This window comes from Gilliamella sp. B3892, from assembly GCF_026536305.1.
Classification (GTDB): Bacteria; Pseudomonadota; Gammaproteobacteria; order Enterobacterales; family Orbaceae; genus Gilliamella.
Genome location: NZ_JAFNOK010000002.1, coordinates 294,220 through 308,004, shown reverse-complemented (window position 1 = coordinate 308,004; position 13,785 = coordinate 294,220). Strand labels below are relative to the sequence as shown.

Annotated in this window: 8 protein-coding genes, 1 tRNA gene and 1 pseudogene; 3 read left to right on the top strand and 7 right to left on the bottom strand. The window is 33.3% G+C overall.

The genetic code is table 11. The features are described from left to right. Positions 1–6: 6 nt before the first annotated feature. From rsmD to J3U74_RS03975, 3 genes are all read left to right on the top strand, one after another. Positions 7–570 (top strand): 16S rRNA (guanine(966)-N(2))-methyltransferase RsmD, encoded by a 564-nt coding sequence (rsmD, locus tag J3U74_RS03985; RefSeq protein ID WP_220219165.1) that lies wholly within the window; start codon positions 7–9, stop codon positions 568–570. Position 571: 1 nt separating this feature from the next. Next, complete coding sequence (locus tag J3U74_RS03980; RefSeq protein WP_267329289.1) at positions 572–829, top strand: DUF1145 domain-containing protein; 258 nt, start codon at positions 572–574, stop codon at positions 827–829. A gap of 71 nt (positions 830–900) precedes the next feature. Beyond that, positions 901–976: transfer RNA gene (locus J3U74_RS03975), tRNA-Gly, on the top strand. Positions 977–1,283: 307 nt separating this feature from the next. Here J3U74_RS03975 and J3U74_RS03970 read toward each other — a convergent pair. The 7 genes and pseudogenes from J3U74_RS03970 to J3U74_RS12520 all read right to left on the bottom strand — a co-directional run. Then, on the bottom strand, positions 1,284–1,916 hold the full coding sequence (locus tag J3U74_RS03970; protein WP_267329290.1) for a peroxiredoxin-like family protein: 633 nt from the start codon (positions 1,914–1,916) through the stop codon (positions 1,284–1,286). Positions 1,917–2,339: 423 nt separating this feature from the next. Further along, positions 2,340–2,822: a MarR family winged helix-turn-helix transcriptional regulator gene (locus J3U74_RS03965; protein ID WP_267329291.1), complete on the bottom strand. Its 483-nt coding sequence runs from the start codon at positions 2,820–2,822 to the stop codon at positions 2,340–2,342. A 685-nt stretch (positions 2,823–3,507) separates the two neighbouring features. Next, the gene (locus J3U74_RS03960) at positions 3,508–5,706 is read right to left on the bottom strand and encodes a DUF6138 family protein (RefSeq protein WP_267337944.1); all 2,199 of its coding nucleotides are present in this window, start codon (positions 5,704–5,706) and stop codon (positions 3,508–3,510) included. 213 nt (positions 5,707–5,919) lie between these two features. Continuing rightward, positions 5,920–6,792, bottom strand: a complete 873-nt coding sequence (locus tag J3U74_RS03955; protein WP_267328918.1) for a WGR domain-containing protein — start codon at positions 6,790–6,792, stop codon at positions 5,920–5,922. Between the two features lie 103 nt (positions 6,793–6,895). Further along, on the bottom strand, positions 6,896–10,267 hold the full coding sequence (locus J3U74_RS03950) for a DUF6138 family protein (protein WP_267337943.1): 3,372 nt from the start codon (positions 10,265–10,267) through the stop codon (positions 6,896–6,898). Positions 10,268–10,373: 106 nt separating this feature from the next. Beyond that, the gene (locus J3U74_RS03945) at positions 10,374–13,415 is read right to left on the bottom strand and encodes a DUF6138 family protein (RefSeq protein ID WP_267337942.1); all 3,042 of its coding nucleotides are present in this window, start codon (positions 13,413–13,415) and stop codon (positions 10,374–10,376) included. A 75-nt stretch (positions 13,416–13,490) separates the two neighbouring features. Further along, positions 13,491–13,682 (bottom strand): annotated as a pseudogene (locus J3U74_RS12520) (WGR domain-containing protein); the annotation flags it as partial. Positions 13,683–13,785 lie beyond the last annotated feature (103 nt).

Below are 13,785 nucleotides of genomic sequence, written 5' to 3'. Positions count from 1 at the left end.
TACAATATGAATGGTTTTATAAGAATCATTGCTGGAAAATGGCGTGGACGCAAATTATCAGTACTGGACAAACAGGGTTTGCGTCCAACAACAGATCGTGTCAAAGAAACTTTGTTTAATTGGTTAATGCCTGTTATGCATGATAGTGAATGTTTAGATTGCTTTTCAGGAAGTGGCTCTCTGGGCTTTGAAGCTGCTTCTCGAGGCGCTAAAAATGTCACTATGCTGGAAAAAGATAAGCAAGTTGCCAATCAATTAATTAAAAACAAACAGCTTGTTGTTGCGGAAGGTATAGAAGTTTTTCATACTGATACGTTACTTTGGCTCTCGAAGCCAGCACATAAGAAATTTGATATAGTATTTATTGATCCGCCGTTTCATCAATCATTAGTCGCCACAACAATTAGTCAATTGGAGGATAATGATTGGCTTAATGATAATAGTTATATTTATATTGAGGCCGAAATTGGGTTAAACTTGTTAAACAAGATTCCGAGTAATTGGCATCTACATCGAGAAAAAACAGCTGGTCAGGTTCATAGTTATCTTTTTATTAGAGAAAACAGTTAATATGTTTATATTTGTTGGTAAAGTTATCTACGCTTTCATGTGGTTATTTTTATTATTCAATTTGATCTTCCCTTATCCAAAACCTGCAAATGTTGTTGCCTATGTTGGCTTAGCGGCTTTTGTTATTATTCATGGTTTACAAGCATTGATTTTGCAGACAACAATGACTAATCAAGAAAAACAAGAGGACAAATTTAAAGCAATTAGACTTTTTATTTTTGGTGTTTTTGAAACACTTAGCTGGAAAAATAAAAAATAGTGCAGAAAAGAGGTTGCTAGTTATCAAAATTTTTGTATAATGCACACCTCTTCTTTCGAAGAGTTCAATAAGCGGGAATAGCTCAGTTGGTAGAGCGCAACCTTGCCAAGGTTGAGGTCGCGAGTTCGAACCTCGTTTCCCGCTCCAATATTACTTCGAGTATAGTCCTTTAAAGTCTACAAAAATTAAAATTTAAAAATGATATTACGTTTTCAATTTCCAATATAACAGAGTGATCCAGTCGTATTCGATCTTTAAATTTTTTAATCAGCTTCAATATCATAAATCTGATGCTTTTGTCCTGCATTTATTAATCAAACATCAATGACAATACTGTTGCTAACGGTAATATTCGTTTTGAGTTAATTTCACGTAAATCTTTATCAAAAGTAAAACTATTTAAATTATAAGAAGGTAGACGAATAACCTAGGAGCTTAATGAGCTATACAATCATTATTTAAATTCGATATCGCAGACATCAGCTCTTTCCATATAGTTTGCATCAACCGAAGCAAAGATAATCTTCTTGTTTTGATCAATTACGTAAGTTGCAGGAATAGGTAACTTATAAGTATTATCATTATTAAATATTTCTAAATCTGCACCTACACTCTTATAAAGATCTCTGACGTTTTCAGGAAGTACGAATACAAGTCCATATTTTTCAGCAATCTTATTACCTTGATCACATAGTATCTTAAATTGAAGATCATTTTGTTTAGAAACTTGAGAATTGTAATTAACTGTTTGAGGTGAAACGGCAATAACTGTACTGCTCTTTATTTTATCGTTGTTTATAGCCTCTTGATAATGTCTTAATTCTGCTATACAAAATGGACACCAGTTACCCCGGAAAAAACTAAGTATTACCAGATGATCTTTCAAGACATCATAAAGCGAAACAGGTAAACCGTTTGTATCAAGTAAAGTAAAATCTGGAGCAATATCTCCTAATTTAAGTGCGTTAGTTTCTAATTTTTGTGCTAGAAGGTCTTGTAGTGATTTTCCGAAGATATTTAAAATATCGCTAGGTAATTGTTGCGCCATTTCTTCTTGAATATGTTTAAATTTTTCATTTAATTTCATAATTATATTCCTTTCTTTTGTTTATCAATTGTAGGTAGTGCTTTTTAACAAAACGTTGTGTTAATTGAGTGTCGTTCTATAATCTGGTTCAAGCTTTAAACTCTGCTGTTTACTAACATGACAAGTTGTTTAACTTTAAAAGTATAAGAGGTGTTTTTTTTACAGCCATAAAAATTTGGGCAAAAAAACTTTCCTTGCAATGAAAGTTAATAATTTAAGAAACATAATGAATTCTTTATTAATTAAGGGTTAGATATCACCATGTAATAATTACCCATTGTTTTTCTGGTAAACTCTAAATACCTACACTCTATTTATTTTTTAAATTATCCTTGCATTCAGACTGTTTATTTAAATGTGAAACGGCTAAAAGAATTTTTCCTTACTGAAGTATAATAGCCATCCTTCAAATGATAAAAGTTGTCAATCCCCTTTATGCTGAAACATTTTATTTAATAAAAATATAAGATTTTCCATTTCAGAATTAGTCAGTTCATTTGTAATGTTAGTAATCCATTGGCTATGGGATTTAAATAATTTAGTAATGAGTTCACGACCATCCGCTGTCAATGTAATATTCATTTTTCTACCGTCACTTTCGGCCTCAGTTTTATTGATCAATCCTTTCTTTAATAGAGAAGATATGAACGTAGTTATAGTTGGTTTAGTTACTCCACTTAATTTTGCAATTTCTTGTGGAGAAAGTACTTCGTACTCAAGTAATAAAACTAATACCATGAAACGACCTTCTGAAAGTTGATAATCTCCTAACCTTGAGGCACATTCTTTATCAATTTTATTAGCAGCTGAAAGTAAACTAAAACATGCATCTACTGCCAATTTATTAGCTAAATTATCTTTATTAATGATTTTTGCTAAAGATTTATATTTTTTCTCTAAATTCATAAGATCAAATTTTCCTTTATTTGTTGAGTATCTAATAATTCACAAGAAAATAGTTAGATATCTAACTATTGTTAGAGTAACCAAGGTACAAACACTTGTCAAGACATTTTCAAAATGAAAATACAGAAATCTTAATAAGATATGCTTATTTTATTAATGTTATAAATTTTTGTTTGTGATAATTTTAAGAAGCAGAAAATTGTTGCCCCAGTTCTGCAAAGCATTCAATGGGAGCAAGATAAAGTTGTTTAAATTATAAAAATAATAATCACATACTTTGTCGGATAACATTTAACAACTGCTGAAATCGGACGTTGAATAATAGTTTTTCTGCAGTTAGGGGTATTAGATATCCATTAGGTATTAATGAGGCAGTGTTGGGATTAGTATGTTTTGCTGCAACTACTAGTATACCCATAAGTAACTATGATCTTACTGATCTTTTCCTTTTCACCTTTTTCTTGATTACTGAAAAGAACTATAAGAGTTATATATCGCTAAAAAAATCATCACAATTTAGGATTAATTCATTATTAGATATAAGTTTTAATTAAACTATGATAAAAATTAAGAGAAAGATAAACAAGGGAATAAATATATGAAAATTATCAAATATTGCCTTTATTTGACCTCCTCCTAGCCCTGTAAGCCCAGAAGGAGATCAATTTTAATTTCATTAGCGTTTTTATAATTTCGCTAACTTTTTCTGCCAGTATTCTTGATATTGTGGCAGGCGTTTTTGTGCTGTTTGGTATACCTGTTTTAGTTCAGTAGTATCGAGTTTTCTTTGCAGTTTCTCCATGGCATAATCTAGTTTTTTCTGCTGCATATGTGCCATAAACAGCAGTGAGGCATCATACACTTCGCCCATATCTGGGGTGATTTTTTCAAGCTGTTTGATTGCCCGATAATTATTATCATTAAAAACCCCAGCGCCTAAAGCTTCATCCAAATACATTATACCGGGCTTGGATTTATCAATGTTTGGGCTTCCTTTGGGACTATCGAAATAATAGTGTTGTTTTCTTAGTGCGTATAACTTCTCTTTATCGGGCGCTTGTTTGTTCATTGCAACAGCAATCTTTGCAAAATCCATTACACCATAAATTAGCTGAGCTTGGTTTTTACCATAAATTCCCATACCCACTTGATAGGGGGTGCCACTAAAATCAATCACAACCTTTTTACCAAAACAGTATGCCTGTTCAGCGCCCCAAAGGATAACAGAGCGAGTACCTATGTCATTTTGCACCTTACAATATTGGATAATAGCATCGAAAATGTAAGGATTAGTTATCGTTAATGGGGCAAAAATTACTGCTCTCCATGGGGAATCATAAGTTTCCAATTCTCTAACATCAAACCCGCGCTTTTTAGCTTGCAATGGTGTAATGATACAAGGTGGATTTTCGATAAAATCTTGCTCATTAATGATTAGCGATTCGGAATCGCTTTCTGGTTTAGGTGAAATATTATAAATAATTGGCTGACCGCTACCTTCTCCTTCCTCCTTAAGAGCGTCTAAAACTAAATTATGAAAATCAGCATAAATTTCTTTTGCCAATGGATCAGTCGCATCACTAAACAACTCTTTTAGTTTTTTTAAGCTATATTTTTCGTTACCAAAAAGGCTCGCAGCGAGAGTAATGATTTTGCGACTTTTATAGGGGATATCACAGTCATTAAAATAATCAGTTAGCGCCGCAAGATTTTGCGGTATTTTATAAAATTGACTGGATAAATTAGGTTGTTCTTGATAGCTCAATTGCAATAATGCAATCGCAACCGCTGTTTCTGGAGTAATCCCCCAATGTCTTTGCAACATTTTGCCAAAATAACTTGCCAAAAATTCGTGTTCATCATCGGTCTCAAGTGCAAATTTTATTGCCATATCCATATGTTTCACATCCGTCATTGCCAAAGCAATGGCAGCGAATGTGCCTGCGACAGAATTATCTTCATCTTGGAGATCTAAACAATGGTGAAATTTCTCCATTGTTAATTCAACAAATTTTCGTATTTTATCATGTAAACTTTCGTACATGGCTGCTTTGCGGAAAAAAGCATGAGAGTCACTGGCTAATGCTGGGTATTCTTCAATAATATTGTTAAATGCACTGTAGAATTGAGGTTTTGCGACGAAATAAATTCTTAGCCAATAACCCTCAAATATTTTTGAATAGCCTTTTGCCATTAAGCTATTTAAATAATCAAGTGCCTCTGAATATGCTTGTTCACTTTCTGACTTAAAGCGTAAATAGATATTACCATCAGGCATGGCTCGAGCGATAATAGCATCCGTTTCACAAAAAATATCTTGTTCTATCAACGATTCATAATCATACATTATTTCAGATTGATTAGCATAATTATAATTATTATATCCATCGGTGATGAATTTTTTTTCCCATGCTCTTTTTTGATAAATTGCTGGAAGGTATCCTCGTTGAACCAGCTCATTAATTTCCATTATAGCATAATCATATCGATAATTTTCCCACAAATATTGAGCTGAAATGAGTTTGAGCTCGTTAGCAAAATCTGTTTGAGAGTATCCATAAGTCGGTATTAAAGACCACGTATGGTGTTCTATACCTTCATCGCCTGAATAAAGATATTTTTTTAATAACGCTAGAATCCTATCGGTAAAAGATTTTTGAATAAGGCAGGAAGTATCTAAATATTTTCTCAATAATATAGACAATAGCGTCACATCATACAGATCGGATTTTTCGAGTTGTTGAAGATATTCATCTATTTTTTCTAACTGCTCTTTGAGATAACTTTCGTTAATGCGTTTTTCAATTAATGGCTCTATTTCGCCTATAAATGTAATTTTAAAATAATTTGTCGCTAATCCATCAAAAAAGCCTTCATTAAGCATAGTTTCAAGTTTATGTTTAAGTATAGGGGTTAAATATTTTATAATTAACTTCGACTCATGATTTTGTGTATCACAGCTGAATTGAGCATAGCAAGTTGGATCGTTCTTATGAACTAAATTATAAATACCACTATCCCTGAAATTTTCTATTTTTATACCGAAACCATAGCTTTTTTTAGAAAGTCTATAAGGGGGGATATTACCTTTTCCTCCCTAACGGATGCAATTTACTATTTCTTTCAAAAAGTGAATTATTTGAGCGGAAATATTTTCACATAATCCTTTAAAATACTCTTCAATCAACATATTTATCATGTTCAAATCGCTTGGATTATGAGAGAAAAGATATTTCAGAACTCCTTGCGCATTTTTTCCTTTTACCATAATATTTGCTTCTTTAAGTGGTAAAAGATAAGCTAATAGCTCTAAATGGATTGGGCAAACCCGCCAAATAGAATCAGAATCAGAAAATATCATTTCAAGAAATTCTTTAATTAAATTTTGAAATTCTTTTTCCGACGAACTTAACGCTTTAAGCCTGTCTAAAGTAGCAACGACTTCGAATTGATAACCAAAGCGATTACCTTCTTCTATATGTATTTGTACTTTATTTTTTAGATTTTTAAATTCATTAATATTTCGACTATTAGTTGAATTAGACGTATTGCTAATGTTTGTTTTACGTAACTCTTCAAAATCAAATGGATTCGGTTCACCTTCATCAGCCCATTCATCGAGGTCAAACCATGGTTTTTCTTTACCGTCATCAATCACATCTTTGGGTGGTGTGGGTTTGGGGTGATATTTCGGTTTTGGGGCATCGGGCATTTTGATAATTTGACTTAATCGGGCAATCGCTGGCAATAGCGTTGCTGGTATGGTTTTTTCTTGATAGCCCTTTTTAATTTTTGATTTTATTATTTTTATTGCTTCTTTTTCTGCTTCCTCCTGCGAAGCAAAGGTCTTGGTATGCTTTTGTCCTTCGGTTCCAATTTCACCATAAAGCACTGTGTAAAGATTGTCTTTTTGATCGATATACCAAAATTTATTATTCACTTCATCAATGCATTCAAAATATTGATTCATTGTTTTATGTTTTCCTTATACTTATCTTTTTTATATTTATCAGAATAAATTAAATTTATCCTATTGTTTTTGGGGCATAAGCCCCTTTCTATAATCCTATTTTTTATAATTTCGCTAACTTTTCCTGCCAGTATTCTTGATATTGTGGCAGGCGTTTTTGCGCTGTTTGGTACACCTGTTTTAGTTCAGTAGTATCGAGTTTTCTTTGCAGTTTCTCCATGGCATAATCTAGTTTTTTTTGCTGCATATATGCCATAAACAGTAGTGAGGCATCATAGACTTCGCCCATATCTGGGGTGATTTTTTCAAGCTGTTTGATTGCCCGGTAATTATCATCCTTAAAAACCCCAGCGCCTAAAGCTTCATCCAAATACATTATACCGGGCTTGGATTTATCAATGTTTGGGCTTCCTTTGGGACTATCGAAGTAATAGTGTTGTTTTCTTAGTGCGTATAACTTCTCTTTATCGGGGGATTGTCTATTCATTGCAACAGCAATCTTAGCAAAATCCATTACACCATAAATTAGCTGAGCTTGGTTTTTACCATAAATTCCCATACCCACTTGATAGGGGGTGCCACTGAAATCAATCACGATTTTTTTTCCAAAGCAATACGCCTGTTCTGCACCCCAAATAATAGTAGAGTCGGGATTTATTTTATTCTGCACTTTATAAAATTGGATAATAGAGTCGAAAATGTAGGGATTCGTTATCGTTAATGGGGCAAAAATTACTGCTCTCCATGGGGAATCATAAGTTTCCAATTCTCTAACATCAAACCCGCGCTTTTTAGCTTGCAATGGTGTAATGATACAAGGTGGATTTTCGATAAAATCTTGCTCATTAATGATTAACGGTTCGGAATCGCTTTTTGGTTTAGGTGATGTAAATTCAATTTTATTACCCACCGCTTTATTTTTTTCATTCAATGCTTCCCAAACCAGATCATGAAAATCAGCATAAATTAGTTTTTCGTCGAAATCGCTAGCAGAATTAAATAACTCTTTAATTTTTCTTAAAGCTTTTATACTTTTTATATCCGTATCATCTTCAAAGCCAAACCAAAATAAACGACTGGCAATCTCTATAATCTTATTATTATGATACATTGAATCATGTTGGAAAAATTCAGTTAATGCAGCAAGATTCTGTGGTACTTTATAATATTGACTTGATAAACCACCAGATAACCAGTCAAAACTCAATTTTAACAAGGCAATTGCGACGGCGGTTTCTGGTGTTATACCCCAGTGTTTTGCAAGAATATTGCTAAAACGGCTTGCTAAAAATTCATGTTCACCGTCAGTTTCATTAGCATATTTGATTGCCACATCCATATATTTTACATCGGTCATGGCAAGTGAAATGGCGGCAAATGCTCCCGCTACCGATGATTCTTCATCCTGTAAATCTAAACTGTAGTGATATTGATACATAGTTAATTCAACAAACTCTCGAATTTTATCATGTAAGTTTTCATACATAGCAGCTTTGCGGAAAAAGGCATGTGAATTACTGGCCAGACCGGGGTATTGTTTGATAATGCGAGCAAATTCAGGATAGTATTCAGGTTTTGCAACAAAATAAATATGAAGCCAATGCCCCTCGAATATATTTGAATAACCTTTTGCCATTAGACCATTTAAATAATCAAGCGCATCGGAATATGCCTGTTCACTTTCTTGTTTGAAGCGTAAGTAAATTTCTCCGCCCCATGGCATGGCTCTGGCGATAATAGTGTCTGTTTCACAAAAAACATCATTTTCAGTAAAAGTATCATAAAAACGTTCGGTTTCTGATTGATTGTCTGAATCGTCTTTTTTTCCTGGCTTGCTATCTCTAATGCCCAGCTTATCCCACGTTTGTTTTTGTAGAATTGCTGGTTCATATCCTTTATCAACTAAGTATTTGATATGTACATCTGCATATTTAAATGCAAAATTTTCCCATTCAAACTGTAAATCAACTAAACGCCATTTGTTATAATCAAGATTGCAGTATTTTGTTAACAGAGAACATCCTTTCGATTCAGCCTCTTTCTCACCTGAATAAAGATATTTTTTTATTAATGCTAAAATTCTATCGGTATCATAATTATCAATAATGCCATTATAGGCAAAATATTCATCAATCGTGTCAGTTAGCAAATCTACATCATATTCATCTGATTGCTCCAGATATTTTAGGTCTCTTTCAAGCTCAAGTATCTTGGTTTGTCGGTAGGTTTGTTCTATTGGTGTTTCGATAAAAATATTGTCCTTATTGCAGAAAGCAATTCTAAAATAATGATCTGTAATACCTTCAAAAAAACCATTATCCAGCATTTTATGGAGTCTTTCGGTAAGTAGTGGGATAAAATATTGATTATTTATCTGATCACTATACTGAAGCGCATTATACTCTAGATCATTGATAGCAAATGATCGATAACTTTTTGGATTCTCGCCTCGAATTAAAGCAAGTATTCTTAGATATCCTTCATCGAAGGTAATATAAAAACCATAAACATGATTTGGTAATTTGTAAGCTGGAATATTATCTTCACCACCTGCTCGAATTGTGTCAACAATGTGTTGTAATGCGCTAACTATTTTATCCACCATTTGTACCGGATAATCGGTAAGATATTGTTCAGCCAGATGATGAATAGAAACAGGACAGGTTTGATAACGATTAAAAATATATTTTAATACACCTTTAGATTCTCGTTCAGCTATTTGAATATTTGGATCAAGAATTGTTGAAAAATAAGTAATGCAATCAAAATGTATCGGAGCTATTTTCTCTATAAATTTTGAAAATATAATTCCTACAGTATTTTTGACTAAGGTATTAAATACTTCTATAGACGGACTTAATGTTTTCAATTCTTTAAATGTTGCTACCACATCAAAATTCACGCCCTGTTTTATATAGTTTCGAGATAATTCTCTTAAATCCAGATATTCTTTGCTACTTTTGGGTGATTGACTCACGGATATTTGCGGCGACTCAATCACAGATTTTGCGGATGATGGACTAACCGATGTATTGATTGATTTTGATATGTTTTTTTTTACAGAGGGTTTACGTAACTCTTCAAAATCAAATGGGTTAGGTTTACCTTCATCAGCCCATTCGTCGAGGTCAAACCACGGTTTTTCTTTACCGTCATCAATCACATCTTTGGGTGTTGTGGGTTTGGGGTGGTTTTTCGGTTTTGGGGCATCGGGCATTTTGACAATTTGACTTAATCGGGCTATCGCGGGCAATAGGGTTGCTGGTATGGTTTTTTCTTGATAACCCTTTTTGATTTTTGATTTTATTATTTTGCAGGCTTCTTTTTCTGCTTCCTCCTGCGAGGCAAAGGTCTTCGTGTGCTTTTGTCCTTCGGTTCCAACCGCACCGTAAAGCACCGTGTAAAGGTTATCTTTTTGCTCGATATACCAAAATTTATTATTCACTTCATCAATGCATTCAAAATATTGGTTCATTGTTTTATGTTTTCCTTATACTTATCTTATTAATTATATTTATGAGAATAAATGAAACTTATCCTATTGTTTTTGTGACATAAGCCCCTTTTTATAATCCTATTTTTTATAATTTGGCTAACTTTTTCTGCCAGTATTCTTGATATTGTGGCAGGCGTTTTTGTGCTGTTTGGTACACCTGTTTTAGTTCAGTAGTATCGAGTTTTCTTTGCAGTTTCTCCATGGCATAATCTAGTTTTTTCTGCTGCATATGTGCCATAAACAGCAGTGAGGCATCATAGACTTCGCCCATATCTGGGGTGATTTTTTCAAGCTGTTTGATTGCCCGATAATTATTATCATTAAAAACCCCAGCGCCTAAAGCTTCATCCAAATACATTATACCGGGCTTGGATTTATAAATGTTTGGGCTTCCTTTGGGACTATCGAAATAATAGTGTTGTTTTCTTAGTGCGTATAACTTCTCTTTATCGGGCGCTTGTTTGTTCATTGCAACAGCAATCTTTGCAAAATCCATTACACCATAAATTAGCTGAGCTTGGTTTTTACCATAAATTCCCATACCCACTTGGTAGGGGGTGCCACTGAAATCAATCACGATTTTTTTTCCAAAGCAATACGCCTGTTCTGCACCCCAAATAAGAGTAGAGTTGGGATTTATTTTATTCTGCACTTTATAAAATTGGATAATAGCGTCGAAAATGTAGGGATTGGTTATCGTTAATGGCGCAAAAATAATTGCTCTCCATGAGGAATCATACGTTTCCAATTCACCAACATCAAACCCGCGTTTTTTAGCTTGCAATGGTGTAATGATACAACGTGGGTTTTCGATAAAATCTTGTTCATCGATGATTAACGGTTCGGAATCGCTTTCTGGTTTAGGTGAGATGTTAAAGATAATTGGTTGACCGCTAACTTCTTCTTCATCCTCAAGAGCGTCTAAAACTAAATTATGAAAATTAGCATAAATCTCTTTTGCCAAAGGATCAGTCGCATCACTAAACAACTCTTTTAGTTTTCTTAAGCTATATTTTCCGTTACCAAAAAGGCTCGCAGCGAGAGTAATGATTTTGCGACTTTTATAGGGGATATCACAGTCATTAAAATAATCAGTTAGCGTAGCAAGATTTTGCGGTATTATATAAAATTGACTGGATAAATTAGGTTGTTCTTGATAGCTCAATTGCAATAATGCAATCGCAACCGCTGTTTCTGGAGTAATCCCCCAATGTCTTTGCAATATTTTGCCAAAATAACTTGCCAAAAATTCGTCTTCATCATCGGTCTCAAGTGCAAATTTTATTGCCATATCCATATGTTTCACATCCGTCATTGCCAAAGCAATGGCAGCGAATGTGCCTGCGACAGAATTATCTTCATCTTGGAGATCTAAACAATGGTGAAATTTCTCCATTGTTAATTCAACAAATTTTCGTATTTTATCATGTAAACTTTCGTATATCGCTGCTTTGCGAAAAAAGGCATGAGAATTACTGGCTAAATCAGGATATTGTTTGATGATGCGAGCAAATTCAGGATAGTATTCAGGCTTGGTAACAAAATAAACATTAAGCCAATAACCATCAAATTTTTTAGAATAGCCTTTTGCCATTAAGCTATTTAAATAATCAAGTGCTTGTGAATATGCCTTCTCACTTTCTTCTTTGAAACGCAGATAGATTTTGCCATTTGTTGACATAGCTCTAGCAATAATAGCATCTGTTTCACAAAAAACATCATTTTCAGTAAAAGAGTTATAAGAATATGTATTTACATGTTGATTTATTGAATCTTCTATTACACGGGGTGTGTAATGAATTTCACCCAGCTGATCCCACTCTTGTTTTTGTATTATTGCTGGCTCATATCCAGCATTTATTAGAGGATTTAACCCTTTGTAAGCAACTTTAAAATCAAAATCTTTCCATTTGAATTGGAGGTTAGCCAGATGCCATTTATTAAAGTCAAAATCAGCATATTCTTCTATAAGACTTATACTTATTTTTTGGGGTTTTGCTTCACCAGAATGAAGATATTTTTTTAATAATGCTAAAATTCTATCCGTTTTAAGATGCAGAATAACGCCATCTGAAGCAAAATACGCTTTAACTGTATCAGATAAGAGTTCGATATCATATTCATCCGATTTTTCAAGTTTTTGAAGATTTGCCTCTATATTTTTTGCTAATTCATTAAGGTGATCCTCATTCAAGCGTTTATCCGCTAATGGTTGAAATTGATTGAAAAATGCAATTTTAAAGTAATTTTCGGTAAGACCCTCAAAAAAATCTTGATCAACCATTTGTTGTAATTTAGGTTTTAAAAATTGTGTTAAATATTGGATGATAAGTATTGGATTATGATACTGCATATCACAATTGTGTTCTGTATAATCAATATAGCGATTGTCATAGTTCAGGCTACAAATTTTAATACATCCTTTACTGAACGTTCTGATGAAAAATCCGTAAGTAGCATTGGGAAGTTTAAAGGCTGGGATATTATCACTTCCACCAGAGCGAATTGTCTCGACTAATTTTTTAACTTGAATCACCACCTCTTCAGCTATATCTTTAAAAAAAGCGGTTAGATATTTATCAACTAAACCATGAATACCTGTTAAATTGCTTTGATAATTGTCATAAATGTATTTCAAAACTCCCTTAGCATTCTGTTCTTTTATCAATATATTTGAATGTTTAATAGGTAAAAGATAAGCTAAGATATCTAAATGAATTGGAGAAACCAAAATAACAAAATCAGAAAAAATAGCTTCAAGTACATTTTTTATTAAAGTTTGAAATACTGTTTCTGATGCACTAAGAACTTTAAGTTTATTGAAAGTAGCTACGACATCAAATTGATCACCTTGTCTAATATGCTTTTGAACCATATTTTTAAGATTTTCAAATTCTAGTTCTTGCGCTGTTTTGGTTAAAGTTTCTTTTTCAACCGGGTTATTAATTTCTTTTGTTGGTTGTTGAACGGGAGATACCTTACGTAACTCTTCAAAATCAAATGGGTTAGGTTGACCTCCATATGACCATCCTTGAAGATTAAACCACGGTTTTTCTTTACCGTCATCCTTCACATCTTTGGGTGGTGTGGGTTTGGGGTGGTATTTCGGTTTTGGGGCATCGGGCATTTTGATGATTGTTTGGCTTTGCTTTTCTATGCAGGTTGATTGTTCAAACGCTGGTGGGATTGCTTTTTCCTCATAGCCCTTTTTGATTTTCGATCTGATCAGTTTGTTGGCTTCTTTTTCCGCATCGGCAGGCGATAAAAACGTTTTAACTTGTGTTTGTCCTTTTGCCCCTACCTTACCAAATACGATTGTTAGTGATTCGTCTTGTTGGGTAATATACCAAAATTTGTTTGACTGTAGATCGCTATATTCTAGATACTTTTTCATTGTGTTATGTTTTCCTAATACTTATCTTTTTTATATTTATTAGAATAATTTGAATTTATTCTGTCAATTGGGGCTTAAGCCCCAATTAGTAAGCCTTTTTATT